Source organism: Enterococcus sp. B2E4 (assembly GCF_030499455.1).
In the GTDB taxonomy this organism is placed as follows: Bacteria; Bacillota; Bacilli; order Lactobacillales; family Enterococcaceae; genus Enterococcus_D; species Enterococcus_D casseliflavus.
In genome coordinates, this window is record NZ_JAUKPK010000016.1 from 1 (window position 1) to 17,898 (window position 17,898).

The 17,898-nt window shown below is 41.0% G+C and carries 13 protein-coding genes, 1 pseudogene and 1 other annotated feature; of the genes and pseudogenes, 13 read left to right on the top strand and 1 reads right to left on the bottom strand.

Annotated elements, in window-relative coordinates:
• The 4 genes from Q1X33_RS12155 to Q1X33_RS12170 all read left to right on the top strand — a co-directional run.
• Positions 1-1,465 (top strand): 2-oxo acid dehydrogenase subunit E2 (locus Q1X33_RS12155; protein WP_301996772.1); only part of this gene is annotated, 1,465 nt, incomplete at its 5' end.
• Positions 1,466-1,472: 7 nt separating this feature from the next.
• Positions 1,473-2,879, top strand: a complete 1,407-nt coding sequence (gene lpdA, locus Q1X33_RS12160; RefSeq protein WP_005230052.1) for a dihydrolipoyl dehydrogenase — start codon at positions 1,473-1,475, stop codon at positions 2,877-2,879.
• A 110-nt stretch (positions 2,880-2,989) separates the two neighbouring features.
• Positions 2,990-3,243, top strand: a binding site (T-box leader).
• A 50-nt stretch (positions 3,244-3,293) separates the two neighbouring features.
• On the top strand, positions 3,294-4,565 hold the full coding sequence (locus Q1X33_RS12165; RefSeq protein WP_016613342.1) for an O-acetylhomoserine aminocarboxypropyltransferase/cysteine synthase family protein: 1,272 nt from the start codon (positions 3,294-3,296) through the stop codon (positions 4,563-4,565).
• A 162-nt stretch (positions 4,566-4,727) separates the two neighbouring features.
• Entirely contained in the window at positions 4,728-5,927 is a 1,200-nt protein-coding gene (locus tag Q1X33_RS12170) for an MFS transporter (RefSeq protein WP_005230056.1), read from the top strand.
• Positions 5,928-5,999: 72 nt separating this feature from the next.
• Here the strand turns inward: Q1X33_RS12170 and Q1X33_RS12175 are convergent, their stop codons facing one another.
• On the bottom strand, positions 6,000-6,524 hold the full coding sequence (locus tag Q1X33_RS12175) for a type 1 glutamine amidotransferase domain-containing protein (RefSeq protein ID WP_005230058.1): 525 nt from the start codon (positions 6,522-6,524) through the stop codon (positions 6,000-6,002).
• Positions 6,525-6,742: 218 nt separating this feature from the next.
• Here Q1X33_RS12175 and Q1X33_RS12180 point away from each other — a divergent pair, with 218 nt between their 5' ends.
• The 9 genes and pseudogenes from Q1X33_RS12180 to Q1X33_RS12220 all read left to right on the top strand — a co-directional run.
• Complete coding sequence (locus Q1X33_RS12180; RefSeq protein ID WP_034869419.1) at positions 6,743-7,015, top strand: UPF0223 family protein; 273 nt, start codon at positions 6,743-6,745, stop codon at positions 7,013-7,015.
• A gap of 8 nt (positions 7,016-7,023) precedes the next feature.
• Entirely contained in the window at positions 7,024-7,791 is a 768-nt protein-coding gene (locus tag Q1X33_RS12185) for an inositol monophosphatase family protein (RefSeq protein ID WP_005230062.1), read from the top strand.
• A gap of 129 nt (positions 7,792-7,920) precedes the next feature.
• On the top strand, positions 7,921-9,759 hold the full coding sequence (gene typA, locus Q1X33_RS12190) for a translational GTPase TypA (protein ID WP_005230064.1): 1,839 nt from the start codon (positions 7,921-7,923) through the stop codon (positions 9,757-9,759).
• 240 nt (positions 9,760-9,999) lie between these two features.
• Complete coding sequence (gene rlmD, locus Q1X33_RS12195; protein ID WP_301969692.1) at positions 10,000-11,373, top strand: 23S rRNA (uracil(1939)-C(5))-methyltransferase RlmD; 1,374 nt, start codon at positions 10,000-10,002, stop codon at positions 11,371-11,373.
• 439 nt (positions 11,374-11,812) lie between these two features.
• Positions 11,813-13,432 carry a restriction endonuclease subunit S gene (locus Q1X33_RS12200; RefSeq protein ID WP_301969693.1) on the top strand — a complete coding sequence of 540 codons (1,620 nt, stop codon included), beginning with the start codon at positions 11,813-11,815 and terminating at the stop codon, positions 13,430-13,432.
• A 14-nt stretch (positions 13,433-13,446) separates the two neighbouring features.
• A pseudogene (locus Q1X33_RS12205) lies at positions 13,447-14,220 on the top strand (ADP-ribosylglycohydrolase family protein); the annotation flags it as partial.
• Complete coding sequence (locus Q1X33_RS12210; protein WP_367652792.1) at positions 14,203-15,864, top strand: N-6 DNA methylase; 1,662 nt, start codon at positions 14,203-14,205, stop codon at positions 15,862-15,864. The pseudogene Q1X33_RS12205 and the gene Q1X33_RS12210, both read left to right, overlap by 18 nt.
• Positions 15,857-17,353 (top strand): class I SAM-dependent DNA methyltransferase, encoded by a 1,497-nt coding sequence (locus Q1X33_RS12215; RefSeq protein ID WP_301969694.1) that lies wholly within the window; start codon positions 15,857-15,859, stop codon positions 17,351-17,353. The genes Q1X33_RS12210 and Q1X33_RS12215 overlap by 8 nt, the downstream gene beginning before the upstream one ends.
• The coding region (locus Q1X33_RS12220) for a restriction endonuclease subunit S (protein WP_301969695.1) at positions 17,346-17,898 on the top strand (553 nt) is incomplete at its 3' end. The genes Q1X33_RS12215 and Q1X33_RS12220, both read left to right, overlap by 8 nt.

Sequence of the window (17,898 nt, forward strand, 5' to 3'; positions counted from 1 at the left end):
CCCTGAAGGTACAGTCGCAAACGTTGGGGATGTCCTTGTTGAGATCGATGCACCAGGACATGAAGACAACGAAGGCGATGAAGGTGTAGCAGCAGAGTCTCAAACACCAGCAAAACCAGCGGCAGAACCTACAACGGAAACGGCTGAAGCATCAGCTGGTTCTTCTGAAGGCGCAGGCGTTTTCCAATTCAAATTACCAGATATCGGTGAAGGTATTGCAGAAGGTGAAATCGTAAAATGGTTCGTTAAAGCAGGAGATACCATCAATGAAGATGATACGTTGCTTGAAGTTCAAAACGACAAATCAGTGGAAGAAATTCCATCTCCAGTAACAGGAACAGTGAAAAACATCGTTGTTGCTGAAGGAACAGTCGCAAATGTTGGGGATGTTTTAGTTGAAATCGACGCACCTGGTCACAACAGTGCGCCTGCTTCATCAAGCACATCTGCAGAAGCACCAAAAGAAAAAGTGGAAACTTCTGGTTCAGCAAGTGTTGTTGAAGCAGCAGATCCTAACAAACGCGTCTTGGCTATGCCTTCTGTACGTCAATTTGCTCGTGAAAAAGATGTTGATATTTCTCAAGTATCAGCAACAGGTAAAGGCGGCCGTGTAACAAAAGAAGACATCGAAAACTTCCTATCAGGTGGCGGACAAGCTGCAAAAGCTGAAACTCAAGCTCCTGCGAAAGAAGAAACAAAAGCTGCAGCAACTGAAAGCAAACCAGCAGCTCCAGCAAAAGCCTTCAAATCAAACTTAGGTGATTTAGAAGAACGTGTGGCCTTAACACCTACACGTAAAGCAATCGCTAAAGCGATGGTAAACAGCAAACAAACAGCACCTCATGTAACCTTGCATGATGAAGTTGAAGTAACAAACCTATGGGATAACCGTAAGAAATTCAAAGAAGTTGCTGCTGCAAACGGCACAAAACTTACTTTCTTACCATATGTTGTGAAAGCATTGACTGCAACAGTGAAAAAATTCCCTATCTTGAATGCGTCGATCGATGATGCAAAACAAGAGATCGTATACAAAAACTATTACAACATCGGTATCGCAACAGATACTGACCATGGTTTGTATGTACCAAACGTAAAAGATGCAGATCGTAAAGGCATGTTTGCTATCGCCGATGAAATCAACGAAAAAGCAAAACTTGCTCATGACGGCAAATTGGCTGCAGATGATATGCGTAACGGTACCATCACGATCAGTAACATTGGTTCAGTTGGTGGCGGCTGGTTCACACCAGTAATCAACTACCCTGAAGTAGCTATTTTGGGTGTAGGTACGATCGCGCAACAACCAATCGTAAACGCTGAAGGCGAAATCGTTGTCGGACGTGTGATGAAACTTTCATTAAGCTTCGACCACCGTATCGTTGATGGCGCAACAGCGCAACAAGCAATGAATAATATCAAACGTCTATTAGCTGATCCAGAGCTATTAATGATGGAAGGATGATTAACAAATGGTAGTTGGAGATTTTGCTGTTGAATTAGATACAGTTGTAATCGGTGCGGGACCTGGCGGCTATGTAGCTGCCATCCGCGCTGCTGAAATGGGACAAAAAGTAGCAATCATTGAAAGAGAATACATCGGCGGCGTTTGTTTAAACGTTGGTTGTATCCCTTCAAAAGCTTTGATCGCTGCAGGTCATCATTACCAAGAATCTTTGGATTCAACAATGTTTGGTGTAACAAGTGAAAATGTTTCCCTTGATTTTACCAAAACACAAGAATGGAAAGACAACAAAGTCGTTAAAACGTTAACTTCTGGTGTTGGTTTCCTATTGAAAAAACATAAAGTTGAAACAATTGAAGGAGAAGCTTTCTTCGTTGATGATCACACATTGCGTGTCATCCACCCAGATTCAGCACAAACTTACTCTTTCAACAATGCAATCATCGCAACAGGTTCTCGTCCAATTGAAATCCCTGGTTTCAAATTCGGCGGACGTGTCCTTGATTCAACTGGCGGATTGGCATTAAAAGAAGTTCCTAAAAAATTCGTTGTTATCGGTGGCGGTGTCATCGGTTCTGAACTAGGTGCAGCGTATGCAAACCTAGGTGCAGAAGTAACAATCCTTGAAGGTTCTCCTCAAATCTTGCCAACCTATGAAAAAGACATGGTCAAATTGGTTGAAGAAGACTTTGCGAAAAAAGGTGTAACAGTCGTTACCAACGCAATGGCGAAAGAAGCAATTGACAATGGCGATAGCGTAACTGTGAAATATGCCGTAGATGGTAAAGAAGAATCAGTTACTGCTGATTACGTGATGGTTACTGTTGGCCGTCGTCCAAATACTGATGACATGGGCTTGGAACAAGCAGGTGTTGAAGTAGGCGAACGCGGATTGATCACGGTTGACAAACAAGGCCGTACCAACGTATCAAACATCTACGCAATTGGTGATATCGTTCCTGGTGCTGCATTAGCACATAAAGCCAGCTACGAAGCAAAAATCGCTGCTGAAGCAATCTCTGGCAAAAAAGTTGCTGTCGATTACAAAGCGATGCCTGCAGTTGCCTTTACTGACCCAGAATTGGCTTCTGTCGGTATGACCATCAAAGATGCCAAGGATGCTGGAATTGAAGCAAAAGCATTCAAATTCCCATTCTCAGGTAACGGTCGTGCGTTATCTCTAGGAAAAACCGAAGGATTCATTCGCTTAGTAACAACGGTTGAAGACAATGTGATCATCGGTGCGCAAATTGCTGGTTTAGGAGCAAGCGATATGGTTTCAGAACTTGCTCTTGCTATTGAATCTGGCATGAACGCAGAAGATATCGCGTTAACCATCCATCCACATCCATCTCTAGGTGAGATCACAATGGATGCTGCTGAGTTAGCTCTAGGTTTACCAATCCACATTTAAGCTTTTTGAAACTCGTTCATCATTTGGTGAACGAGTTTTTTTATCACCAAAAATAAAGCGATCCTAAACTATTGACAGAATCTTCTGTAAATGATACGATGCTCTTAATATTTCAACCGTTGATGAGGAAAGTACATTGATTTGGCAAGCCTAGAGAGTCTTCGTAGGGTGCAAGAAGAACTTGTAGAATCAATCGAAAATGGCCTCAGAGGTGATCTTCTGAACTTGTACGAAAGATAAGAAGATCCGGGTGCGCCCGCTATCGCGTCAGAGTATAACGACGTTAATTTGTCGCGTACTTGCTGAGAAGCATGCTGGAAAGTCTGCTTGAATAAAGGTGGTAACACGTGAACACGTCCTTTGATATCTCGATATCAGAGGGCTTTTTTATTTGTATTATTAAGGAGGAATAGTATGACAGAAAGATTTGAGACGATTCAATTACACGGAGGACAAACACCAGATCCTACTACAGGGAGTCGCGCCGTACCCATTTATCAAACCACATCGTATGTGTTTGAGGACGCAGATCAAGCGGCAGCGAGATTTAGTCTTAGTGAGAATGGCAATATCTATACCCGTATTACCAATCCGACAACGGCTGTTCTAGAAGAACGATTAGCCCTCTTAGAAGGCGGTGTCGGTGCGTTAGCAACGGCTTCTGGCTCAGCAGCGATCACCTATGCGATTTTAAATCTTGCACAAGCAGGAGATCATATCGTTTCTGCTGCTTCAATTTATGGGGGGACCTATAATTTATTCGCTCATACGTTGCCAGATTTTGGCATCACTACAAGCTTTGTTGATAGTGAAGATCTGGCAGCACTAAAAGCAGCCATCCAAGAAAATACTAAAGCAGTTTTTCTAGAGTCTTTAGGCAATCCAGATATTGATATTGCCGACTTTAAAAAGATTGCAGCGATCGCTCATGAAGCAGGGATTCCCCTCATCATTGACAATACCTTTGCAACTCCCTATCTGTTTCGAGGATTTGAGCATGGGGCGGACATCGTCGTTTATTCCACGACAAAATACCTCGGTGGTCACGGTGCTGCTTTGGGAGGGGCCATTATCGACAGCGGCAACTTTGATTGGACAAATGGCAAATTTCCCAAGCTGGTCGATCCCGATCATAGCTACCATGGAATCTCATGGGTAGAAGCCGCTGGTAACGCTGCCTATATCACTCGAGCACGAACGATTCTTTTACGGGATACAGGCGCTGCGATTTCTCCCTTCAATTCATGGGTGTTGCTGTTAGGCATCGAGACGCTTTCGTTGCGGATGGAACGTCATGTAGAAAATGCGCAACAAGTTGCTGAATTTTTAGCCAAGCACTCGGAAGTCTCTTGGGTTCACTTCCCAACACTGCCGGACAGCCCCTATTTTGAACGGGCGCAGGAGTATTTCCCCAAAGGGACCAGTTCCGTCTTTTCCTTTGGATTAAAGGGTGGAGCAGAAGCAAGCAAAACCTTTTGTGGCGCAACCAAGCTCTTCTCTTTGCTGGCAAATGTCGGGGATGCAAAGTCCTTGATCATCCATCCAGCTTCGACGACCCATTCCCAGCTTAGCGTAGAAGAACTTGCAGCAGCCAAAATTCGTCCAGAGACGATTCGCCTATCCATTGGATTGGAAAACATCAACGATCTCTTGGAAGATCTCACGCAAGCCTTCCAACAGCTCTAAATAGTTGAAGCAGTAGGAAAAGCGCAGGATACTATGCTGCGCTTTTTTGTTGTCGGTTAGTGTTTCAAATAAAACTGCGGTTTCTGTTGTTAGAAGGATAGTAAATCCATCGGTTCTATGCTATATTTAGTTGCTAAGGAATATGGATAAGGTGGGGGATGTATGCGTAATCATGCGAGTGACAAGAGGATTCGGTTTTACTACACAAGTTTGCAATTTCTTTATTGGATGATGTTTTGCTCAATCTATGGCTTTGCGACCCTTTTTTTGATTTATTTCAAGGTCGATTCAGCAAAAATTGGCGGTATTTTAGCCTTAGTCAATATTACGTCTACGATTTTGCAGCCCTTCATCAGTCAAATCATTATCAAAAAAAGTAAAGTACCGCTGATCGTTGTCTTGAAAACGATGACAATCGGCGTGGTCGCGGTGCTCTTAGCAGGTGTGATTTTCCCTGCATTATCAATACTGACCTATGTCTTAGGAGGGATTTTGCTCGTTTCCATGCAGTCCTTTCTCAACGCCTTGGCGTTTGAATACACGAATAGCGGCAACAAAATCAATTTTGGCTTTTCTCGTGCGGGTGGGTCACTAGGATTTGCGGGAACCTCCTTTTTACTGGGGCAGCTCTTGGAGGAGTTTTCGGCAGCCCTTTTGCCAATGATCGCTATCGGGCAGGCCGTTTTGTTTCTCATTATTTTGCTTTTGCTGCCAGCGATCAAGAAGCCAGAAATGCCCGTGATGCATACAGAACAAAGTCATTCAGGTGCCTTTTTGAAAAAATATCCTTTTTTACTCTTTCTCTTTGTCGGGTTTAGCTTTCTTTTCAGCTTCCACACGATGATCAACAGCTTTTTGGCACAAATTTTTGCCGATATTGGCGGTGGCAGTAAGGAAGTTGGCATCGCCCTGATGGTTGCGGCGTTATGCGAATTGCCAGGCATGATTTTCTTTGAACAGTTAGTGAGGATACGGTCTAGCCGTTTTTGGCTGTTGTTTTCCAGTGTTGCCTTTGCCATTCGTGGGGTGTTGATGCTGTTGATCAGCTCCATTATCTTGATGGAATTGAGCCATTTGATGCAAGGGGTTAGTTTTGCTTTGTTTATTCCAGCTTCGGCTTATTTGTTCAACCATAGTTTGGCAGATGAAGATCGGGTTTTTGGACAAACGATTATTATCATTGCTACCACGATCGGTGGCGTGATTGGCAATCTTTTGGGCGGGATGCTGATCCAAAGCTTCGGTGTTTGGGAAATGCTTTTGATTGGGACTGGGTTTGCCGTTCTAGGTGCTGCATTGACCTTTATTGGTGTGAAAAAAATCCCTAAAAGTAACAAGAAACTAGCGATCCTAAGCGAATGATCGATAGGTAGAAAAAAGAGTTGCAGCCGTATTTGCTTCGGTCGCAACTCTTTTGAATCTGATCAACGGGTACTATTTCTTTTCTAATACAGCGATAAATTCCCGCATATAGTCTGGTAGATCTGGAGGACGGCGGCTGGAAACGATATGTCCATCCGTAACCACAGGTGTATCCACCCATGTGGCTCCAGCATTTGTCATATCATCTTTGATGCCTGGTGTACTGGTGACCGTCTTGCCTTGCAGGATATTCGCAGAAATCAAGACCCAGCCTGCATGACAGATTTGACCAATGACTTTTTCGTCTTTGTCCATCGTTTGCACGAAAGAGATGACCTCTGGGAAACGTCGTAATTTATCAGGCGCCCAACCACCTGGAACTAAGATGGCATCGTAGTCATCGGCATGAATATCAGAAAAAGCATAGGCTGATTCTGCGGGTACACCGTATTTGCCAATATACGTTTTATGCGCTTCTTCACCGACTAAATCGACTTGCGCGCCTTCTTCCCGTAACCGATGGACCGGGTACCACAGTTCTAAATCTTCGAAATCATTGTCGACTAAGGCAATGATTTTTTTGTTTTCTAAACGCAAGAGAATTCCTCCTTTAGGTTGCTAACACAAGTGTAACAAATGCCTAGAAAAACAACAAAATATCCGCTTTGCTGTCGGTAACTAAACAAGCAGAGTGATTCTTTGTTAGTTTTTTTAAGAGAATTACCTATAAAAAAATGCTTGTACCAAAGAACCTCTTTTCGACAATAAGAGGTTTTATGGTACACTGGAAGAGAAAGAAACTAGAGGTGAAAACTATGCGGGATTATCAATATCCTCTTGACTTAGATTGGTCGACAGATGAAATGGTCGTCGTCATGAAGATGTGGGAAAGATTAGAACAAGCCTATGAAAAAGGCCTTCCCAGTAGTACGTTTCTTGAGGCGTATCAAGCCTTTAAGAAAGTCGTTCCTAGCATTGGCGAGGAACGCCGTTTAGGCAGAGAATTTGAAGAACTATCAGGCTATTCGCTGTACCATGCTGTCAAGGCAGCGAAAAAGACTGAGGGAAAACTAAAAATGAAAGGGTAGATCAACGAATGCATGAAATCGTTAATGAAGTTCGCCAGTGGATGATCGCTGCAGGTGAAACGATCAAAGACAATTTAAATAAAGAAGACTTAGTGGTCGAGACAAAATCAGGACGGAAAGACTTAGTGACAGAATTGGATAAAGCCACGCAAGATTTTCTGATTGGTAAGATCCAATCCTATGATCCGGATGCCAAAATTTTAGGTGAAGAAAACGGACTGGACACACTTGCCGACATGAGTGGGCGGGTCTTCATCATTGATCCGATCGATGGAACGATGAATTTCGTGTTAGAAAAAGAAAACTTTTGTATCATGATCGCGATTTACGAAGAGGGCAAAGGGCGCTTTGGCTTTGTCTATAATGTTATGAAAGATGAATTCTTATGGGGTGGGCCAGAGATTGGTGTCTATAACAATGGCAAGCAGATCGAACCGCCGAAAGATATTGCCTTATCCGAAGGTCTCGTTGGCTTGAATTCGCCCATGTTGATCCATAACCGCCACCACGAAACCGAGGTCAGTGACAAAGCATTAGGCATTCGTATGACTGGCTGTGCTGGGGTAGAGCTGATCGCCCTCGCTAAAGGACAAAGAGCAGGCTACCTTTCTCATCTTGCGCCATGGGATTATGCGCCAGGGGGCGTTTTGTTAGAAACCCTTGGATTAAAGATGGCAAACATCAAAGGAGAGCCGCTATCCTTGAATGGACGGGAATTGTTCGTAGGCGGTACACCGAAAGCTTTTGAAGAATTATTGGCGATCGTCAATCAATAAGAAAAAACCAGATATTTATTAAATATCTGGTTTTTTCTGTAAAAATGAAAACTTTGCACTATATTTCAGAAAGAAATTCTGGTATAATGGCTTGTCGAGTGCAATGTCACCAAAAAAGGAGTTTATAAATTGAATATTAGAAATGATATCCGCAATGTCGCTATTATTGCCCACGTTGACCACGGAAAAACTACATTAGTTGATGAATTATTGAAACAATCCCAAACGTTAGATAGCCATACCCAATTACAAGAACGGGCGATGGATTCAAATGCGATCGAAAAAGAACGTGGTATCACGATCTTAGCGAAAAATACAGCGGTTGAATACAACGGAACCAAAATCAATATCATGGATACCCCAGGACACGCGGACTTCGGTGGTGAAGTAGAGCGGATCATGAAAATGGTCGATGGTGTTGTTTTAGTTGTTGATGCTTATGAAGGAACGATGCCTCAAACACGTTTCGTATTGAAAAAAGCGTTGGAACAACATTTAGTCCCAATCGTTGTTGTTAACAAAATCGACAAACCATCTGCTCGTCCTGAGCACGTGGTAGATGAAGTATTAGAACTATTTATCGAATTAGGTGCAGACGATGACCAATTGGACTTCCCAGTGATCTACGCTTCAGCGATCAACGGAACCTCAAGTGAATCAGATGATCCTGCCGATCAACAAAAAACGATGGCACCATTGTTTGATACGATCGTAAAACACATTCCAGCGCCAATCGACAACAGCGATGAGCCATTGCAATTCCAAGTATCGTTGCTTGATTATAATGACTACGTTGGACGTATCGGAATCGGACGTGTCTTCCGTGGAACGATCAAAGTTGGTGACCAAGTTGCTTTGATGAAACTTGATGGCCAAGTGAAGAAATTCCGTGTCACAAAATTATTCGGTTTCTTCGGTTTGAAACGTTTAGAGATCCAAGAAGCGAAAGCTGGCGATTTGATCGCTGTTTCTGGGATGGAAGACATCTTCGTTGGTGAAACAGTCACACCGATCGATCACCAAGACTCGTTACCTGTTTTACACATTGATGAGCCAACATTACAAATGACCTTTGTCGTGAACAATTCACCATTTGCAGGTCGTGAAGGGAAATTCGTAACCGCTCGTAAAATTGAAGAACGCTTGATGGCGCAACTACAAACAGACGTGTCTCTACGTGTTGAACCAATCGGACCAGATTCTTGGACTGTTTCAGGACGTGGCGAACTTCATTTATCGATCTTGATCGAAAACATGCGTCGTGAAGGTTTTGAATTGCAAGTTTCTCGTCCAGAAGTTATCGAACGCGAAATTGATGGCGTGAAATGCGAACCATTTGAACGAGTGCAAATCGACACACCAGAAGAATACATGGGTTCAGTGATTGAATCACTAGGGATTCGTAAAGCAGAAATGCAAGATATGATCAATACAGGAAATGGACAAGTACGGATCATTTTCTTAGCACCAGCTCGTGGCTTGATCGGCTATACGACAGAATTCTTATCAATGACTCGCGGCTACGGTATCATGCACCACACCTTCGACCAATACTTGCCAATGATTCAAGGGCAAATCGGCGGACGCCACCACGGCGCACTTGTATCGATCGATACAGGAAAAGCAACGACTTACTCAATCATGAGTATTGAAGAACGTGGAACGGTCTTCGTTGAACCAGGTACTGAAGTATATGAAGGAATGATCGTCGGCGAAAACTCTCGTGACAATGACTTAACGGTCAATATCACGAAAGCAAAACAAATGACCAACGTTCGTTCAGCGACGAAAGACCAAACATCTGTCATCAAGAAACCAAGAATCCTTTCACTAGAAGAATCATTGGAGTTCTTGAACGATGACGAATACTGTGAAGTAACACCAGAAAGCATTCGTTTGAGAAAACAAATCTTGAACAAGAGCGAACGGGAAAAATCACAGAAAAAGAAAAAAACAGCTGACAAATAAACAATGATCGAGGTTTTTACCAACTTCTGATCTGTTCGATTTTCCGAAGGATGGAAAAGGGATTGCTCCTGTGGTGCAGCGGCTCTTCGCCGCAACCCCTAGAAAAGCAATCAGCCGATTTCCCTCCTTCGGTTCTTTTTTGCACGTCTACCCGATCTGTTGAACTGTTAAAATAAGCAGCGCTTGCAATTTCGACCATTCCTTTTTAAAATGGAGAAAGTAAGCACAAAGGAGAAATCTATGAAAAATTATCCTGTTAAAAAGAATCAGGAACTTGAAGTCGATATTTTGGACCTTTCCCATGAAGGAAATGGGATCGCCAAAGTCGATGGGTACTTATTATTTATTGAAAACACCCTGCCAAATGAACGTGCCTTAGTCAAAGTATTGAAAGTCGGCAACAAATTTGGTTTTGCCAAAGTGATGAAACTGTTGCAAGCAAGTCCTGATCGGCAAGAATTACCGAATGAAGCATTGTTGCGCACCGGGATCGCCCCATTGAGTCATTTGAGCTATGACAAACAATTAGCCTTCAAACAGCAGCAAGTAGAGAATGTTTTGGCTAAAATCGCCAAACTGCCTGAAATCAAGGTCAAGGCACCAATCGGAATGGAAAAACCATTTGGTTACCGCAACAAAGCGCAAATCCCTGTGCAAAAGATTCATGGAAAATTAACGACTGGATTTTACCGCAAAAACAGCCATACTCTGGTACCGATTGAAGACTTTTATATTCAAGATCCAAACATCGATCAAGCAATCATCAAAGTCAGAGATATTTTGCAGCGCTTCAATGTCAAAGCCTACAATGAAGAAGCCCATGAAGGGTTCTTACGCCACATTGTCGTTCGTCGTGGGCATCACTCAGGTGAAATGATGGTCGTATTAGTGACACGTAAACCGAAATTCTTCAAGGGAGAAGAGATCGCGGAAGTGATCCACGAAGAGATTCCAGAAGTTGTTTCTGTCATTCAAAACATCAATGAAGAAAAAACCAATGTGATCATGGGCGAGTTCGAGCGTGTCTTGTATGGCAAGTCATCGATCGATGATCAATTATTAGGCAAAACCTTCCAAATCTCAGCGAAATCTTTCTACCAAATCAACACAGCGCAAACAGAAGTCTTGTACCAAACCGCCTTCGAGATGGCACAACTGTCTGAAAATGATATCGTTGTGGATGCCTATGCAGGAATCGGAACGATCGGGATCAGTTTGGCTGATCGCGTGAAAGAAGTGTTAGGGATGGAAGTCATTCCTGAAGCAGTGAACGATGCCAAAGCCAATGCCAAAAGAAATGGTGTCGAAAACGTGCATTACTTTATCGGTAAAGCCGAAAAAATCATGCCGCAATGGCTACGTGAAGGCATTCAACCGACGGTCGTCTTCGTTGATCCACCTCGCAAAGGTTTAGATGCCAGCTTTATTGAAACGACCGCTGCAGTTAAACCAGAGCGCATCGTTTACATTTCCTGCAATCCAGCAACCTTGGCTCGTGACCTCGCGTTGTTTGAAGAAGAAGGGTATGTGACAAAAGAAGTCCAACCTGTTGATTTGTTCCCACAAACGACCCACGTTGAGACGGTAGTATTGATGTCAAGGGTAGATAAATAAAAGTGTAATAAGACAAGAAAATAAAGGCTTTCCGTGATTTGAGGTCTGGTTTTAAGCCGGAAGGATAATCACGGTTTTTTGCTTTTAGGGAAGTTATCAAAGATTGGTGAATTTGAAAAATCATCAACAAATATCGTCGATGACTAAGTGAGTTGATAAGATGGTTGGCAAAATAATAGTGAGTTGACAATGTGACTATCAGATTGAAAGTTGAAATTGAAATATATATGCACGTGGAAGGCAATTAAAATAGCTATCCAGAAAATCCGGTGCCAATCATTAAATAAACGCATCCGTATTTTTACGCCAATATCCACAGTGCAATTTATATCAATTTGGTATTCAAGTACCAAAAGTTAAATTATCGATTGACAAATTTGTTAAACCGTGATATTCTTGATTTATCAAATCAGCTATTGGTAAGGAGGAAAAACGAATTATGACTAACGAGATTGAAAAAAACACCTTTGAATACTTAGATTTATTTAGAGGGTTTACTGAGAGTGACTCCTATCTTCCTGCTGCGCTTCTTGTGGCTGAAACAAAGGAAGAGTACTTTGACAAAAATATCTATGATGATTCAGAAGAGCGAATCTACGAGACTATGCTGACAGTTGCAGATAGGCTCGATATTATTAACCCGTTTAGAGATAAGACACAATTTACCAGAGTGTATAATGCCTATGATGTTTTTAAGGGAGAGGTCAACTGGGAATTGATTATTGCCCAGAGTGATAGAAGATATGGTGGGTACTCAGTAATTTCTAATGCTCTATCTGAAGAGTACTGCAGTCGCTTTAAACTTGACGCAGATGAGGTTCTTATTGCCGAAGGGGAAAAATTCGCTCCAAATCTAAAGAAACTAATCGATGAACATCCTGGTTGCAACTATACCATTACAACTGAAGAAAAAATCAGTTTTCACATAATTAACAGAATTTTTGCTGGTTATAAAAATGTAAAAATATTGAATGCAAGTATATATCAATACGGTTTCACAAACAGTCGTTACGATCTTATATTCTCTGTACCTAATTTCGGAACAAGAAATCTTGCTGAAGATGAAAATTTTATGAGTAGAGATCAAGATGCGGTAGCGCTTGAAAACCTGCTTCTTCATACAAATAATGGTGGTGAGCTTATAATCACAATGCCGGCTAGAATCACATTTGCTCATGGAAAGATTGGAGTGCTTAGGCAGTTTGTTCAACAGACTTATCGCTTAAAAGAAATTACAGAACTTCCAGAAGGTGCGTTTGAAGGAACAGGGATTAAAACTTACCTTATCGATGTTGTAAATACCAAGCCAGGTGATGATGATGTGATAGTCCGTCGATATAAATCTGGTCCTCGTAAGAACAAACGTGATATGGCTAATAAATTTATTATCGATGAAGAAACATTCGTTATGTTAGAGGAACTTGAGGAACTTGGTGATTGGAGTATAAATAAAATATTCTCTCAGCAAGATGAAGAGTGGATAAAATTCCAAGAATCATCTATTCGTAAAATTGCTTTGGGAGATGTTGCTGAAGTTTTCCGAGGAAAATCAGTATCAAAAAAAGACCCAACCGGAAGTGTTGGTGTCGTTAACATCTCGAATATAGGTGATTACGATATTGATTATGATAGTCTAGATCATTTTGATGAAGAAGAACGTAAGATTTCAAACTACATTCTTAAAGAAGGTGACGTACTAATACCTGCAAGAGGAACTGCAATTAGAACCTCTATCTTTCGCGAGCAGAGCTATCCATGCATCGCTTCATCTAACATCATTGTAATCCGACCTGAAGTAAAGATGCTTAGCAGCGTGTATTTAAAATTGTTCTTAGACAGCCCTCTTGGGCAAAAGATGATAAGTGGTGTACAACAAGGAAGTACAGTAATTAATATCAGCTATAAAGACTTGAATGCCTTGGAAATACCTGTTCCTTCAATTGAAGAACAACATATGAAGGCTGATGAATATGAAAAAGAGTTAGAAATCTACAAAGAAACTGTTGAGGTTGCTGAAAAGCGCTGGAATAAAGTTTTAGATAAGCTACGAGAATTTTAATAGGAGGTATCATTATGTTAGGAGCTATTATCGGGGATATCGTGGGTTCCCGTTTTGAATGGAATAATAACAAGAGTAAGCAATTTGATTTATTAACGTATAAATGTAGTGTTACCGATGATTCCATAATGACTTTAGCTATAGCTAAAGCGCTGTTAGAAAGCAAGTCGGATTATAGTGACCTGTCCGAAAATGCTGTAAAGTATATGCAGAATATCGGACAACACTACCCAAACTGTGGATATGGTGGGAATTTCAGAGAATGGATATATTCTGACAATCCAAAACCATATAACAGCTATGGTAATGGGGCAGCGATGCGTGTCAGTGCATGTGGATTCGTAGCAAATACCCTGGAAGAAGTGAAACAACTATCAAAAGCTGTGACAGAAGTAACACACAATCATCCTGAGGGGATAAAAGGTGCAGAGGCAGCAGCTGTTGCTATCTTCCTGGCGCGTTCTGGAAAGAATTTGCTAGAGATTCGCGACTATATAACAAAGAATTATTACCCGTTGAATTTTTCCCTTGATGAAATACGTGATAATTATGAGTTTAATGAGAGCTGTCAGGGAACTGTTCCTCAAGCCTTGGAAGCTTTCTTCGAGTCGAAAAATTTTGAAGATTCAATTCGTAACGCCATATCAATTGGTGGCGATAGCGATACCCTTGCAGCTATTACAGGTGGTATCGCAGGAGCTTACTATGGAATACCTACAGATATTAGAAAACATGCTCTGACCTTCCTTGACGAGCGCCTACTTAAGATTTTGGTAGAGTTTGAAAATAATTATCCATCAAAGATGGAAAAAATCAATTCAGTCGGTAGTATTGGCATCGAAAGAAATGCAGAGACCAAAGTGCAGACAGGGAATAGAAAAACTATGATGCAGTCCTCTGTAGAGACAGCAGAGAAAGAACTAAATGATTCGATTCCTACAAATGAAGAGACGACAAGCCAGCAACTATTTAATCATCTATTTGAGGCTTGTAATATTCTGCGAGGACCAATAAACCAAGATGAGTATAAAAGTTATGTGACTCCAATTCTCTTTTTTAAGAGAATTAGTGATGTTTACGACGAAGAAACTCAAGATGCACTTGAGCGCTCTGGTGGAGATGAGGAGTATGCTAGATTTCCCGAGAACCACAGTTTTGATATTCCTGTGGGATGCCACTGGCAAAATGTCAGGGAAGCAAGTGAAAATGTTGGTGTTGCAATCGTCAAAGCAATGAATGGTATTGAGCGTGCTAACCCCGATACTTTAAGTGGTGTGTTTAGTAGCTTTGATGATGCTAATTGGACTGACAAAACTAAACTCTCAGATGAGAGACTAAAAAATTTAATAGAACATATGTCAAAGATAAAAGTTGGTAATGCGAATTATTCAGCTGATGTTATGGGAGATAGTTATGAATTTCTGATTAAGAAATTTGCTGATTTATCAAAAAAGAATGCTGGTGAATTTTATACCCCACGCTCCATTGTCAAACTTCTCATCATGCTTCTGGATCCAAAGATTGGTGAAACGGTCTATGATCCAGCTTGTGGGACTGGAGGAATGCTAATAGAAGCCATACGGTACATGAAAAACGATAAAATGACGTATGGCCGAATATATGGTCAGGAAAATAATCTATCTACATCTGCAATTGCTAGAATGAATTTGTTTTTGCATGGTGCAAAGGATTTTAAGATTACTCAAGGTGATACACTACGTTCTCCTAATTTTCTTGAGAAAGGTAAATTAAAAACTTTCAATTGCGTTGTAGCGAATCCTCCCTTTTCCTTGAAAAAATGGGGGTCACAACAATTTAGTACAGATATATATGGTCGAAACATGTGGGGGACCCCAACTGACTCCAATGCTGATTTTGCATGGCTGCAACACATGGTGAAGTCGATGGACGAGAAAACCGGCCGTTGTGCTGTTGTTTTACCACAAGGTGTACTATTCCGTGGGGGTAGAGAAGCAGAAATTCGCAAACAACTGATTGAATCAGACAAGCTGGAATGCATTATTACACTGGTAAGCGGCGTGTTCTATTCAACTGGAGTATCAGCTTGTATTCTTTTTCTAAACAATAACAAGAAAAATGATCATAAAGGTCGTATATGCATGATCGATGGTTCTGATATATTCACAGCACAACGAGCACAAAATATAATGACAGACAATGACGTAGACAAGGTCTACAATTTGTATGACGATTATAAAGATGTTATTGAAAAAGTAAAAGTGGTCACGATTCCCGAAGTGAAAGACAAGGGCTATAGTCTAGCGATCAATAATTATATTGAAAGAAAAGAACAAGAAATTACTCCTCCAGCTGAAATAAGAAAACAGTATTTTGATGCACTTGAAAAAATGATTGAGGCTGAAAAAACAATGATGGAATTATTGCTTGAAGGAGGGTATGTCAATGAGTAATCGCATTACAATAGATGAATTGCAAACATATTTATGGGATTCAGCTGTTCTTCTTCGTTCTAGTATAGATGCAGGAGCTTATAAACAATACATTTTCCCGCTGCTTTTCTTTAAAAGAATCAGCGATGTTTATGACGAAGAGTGTCAAAAAATTCTAGAGCAATTTGGCGATGAGGAAGCCTTAGAGTTTGAAGAAAACCATCGGTTTCAGGTACCGAAAGGTGCTCATTGGAATGATGTTCGTGAAGTTTCCGAGAATGTTGGTGTTGCTATAGTCAGTGCATTTCGTAAGATCGAAAAAGCAAACGCTGATAAACTACAAGGAATTTTTGGAGATGCTGCATGGACAAATAAGAATCGTTTGTCAGACAGACTTCTAAAAGAATTAATAGAACATTTCAGCAGTAGAACATTGTCTATTGAAAATTGTCCGGAGGACGAACTAGGACAGGGATACGAGTATCTAATCAAGAAGTTTGCCGACGATAGTGGACATACCGCTCAAGAATTCTATACAAATCGTACCGTAGTTCATCTTATGACTGAAATCTTGAGACCTCAGTCAGGTGAATCAATTTATGATCCAACGTGCGGTAGTGCAGGTATGCTAATCTCCGCGATAGCCTATTTGCAAAAACAAAAAAAAGAATGGCGTAATGTGGCTATTTATGGGCAGGAAATAAATGCTTTAACTTCATCGATTGGCAAAATGAACTTATTTTTGCATGGTGTGAAGGACTTTGAAATTGTAAATGGAGATACGTTAAAATCACCGGCTTTTATTGAGAAAGGAAAGCTGAAAGAATTTGACATGGTTCTTGCCAATCCTCCCTACTCTATTAGTCAGTGGGACAGAGAAGCCTTTGCTAGCGATAAATATGGACGTAACTTCCTAGGTGTTCCACCTCAAGGTAGAGCAGATTATGCTTTTTTACAACACATTCTAAAGAGTTTGAAAGAAGACACTGGACGTTGTGCGATATTATTCCCACATGGCGTATTGTTTCGTAATGAGGAAAGTAGTATGCGAGAAAAATTAGTTAGAAGCGATATGCTTGAATGTGTGATAGGTTTAGGTCCCAACCTGTTTTATAATTCACCAATGGAGGCTTGCATAATTATATGTCGTAAAAATAAGCCTGCAAACCGTCGTGGCCAGGTTTTATTTATAAATGCAGTAGATGAGGTTGAGAGAAAAAATGCACAGAGCTATCTGGAAGATAAACATATTGAAAAGATAGCATCAGCATACAACAAATATGAAACAGATAATGATTTTGCACGCGTTGTCTCAATTCGTGATATCGAAGATAACAATTTCTCGCTCAGTATTCCACTTTATGTTAAAAAGACCATGCCTGGGGCAGAAACTGACGATCGTTCTCTACAAGAGCGTTATGAAAGTTGGAGAACACACTCGGAAATTATGAAACTTCGCTATATGAAATTAAGCGACATGATCGGAAAGGAGGATGAAAATAATGAGTGAAGTATTCTTAGGAGAAGTTGCTAAAGAGCGAAAGGAAACTAGTAAAGAAAATAAAGGCAGGTATCCAATTGTGGGCTTAGAGCACTTGATTCCAGAAGAAATTACTCTAACAGCCTGGGAAGAGAATAAGGAAAATTCTTTTACTAAAATCTTCCGAAAAGGAGATGTGCTTTTTGGTCGTAGACGCGCTTATTTAAAGAAGGCTGTAGTTGCTCCTTTTGATGGCATTTGTTCTGGTGACATAACGGTAATTCAAGCTCTGCCAGATAAAATTCTACCTGAACTTTTACCTTTTATCATTCAAAATGATGCATTATTTGATTTTGCTATAGGTAAGTCCGCTGGTTCTTTATCACCCCGTGTTAAATGGGAAAATCTAAAGAACTTTAGGTTTGAGTTACCTGATTTAAAAGAACAAAGCAAGTTAGCCAGCCTATTATGGTCGATAGATAGCACTAAAAAGACCTATCAGAATCTGATTCAAAAGACCGATGAGCTGGTCAAATCTCAATTTATGGAGCAGTTCGAAGGGTATGAGAAGACAA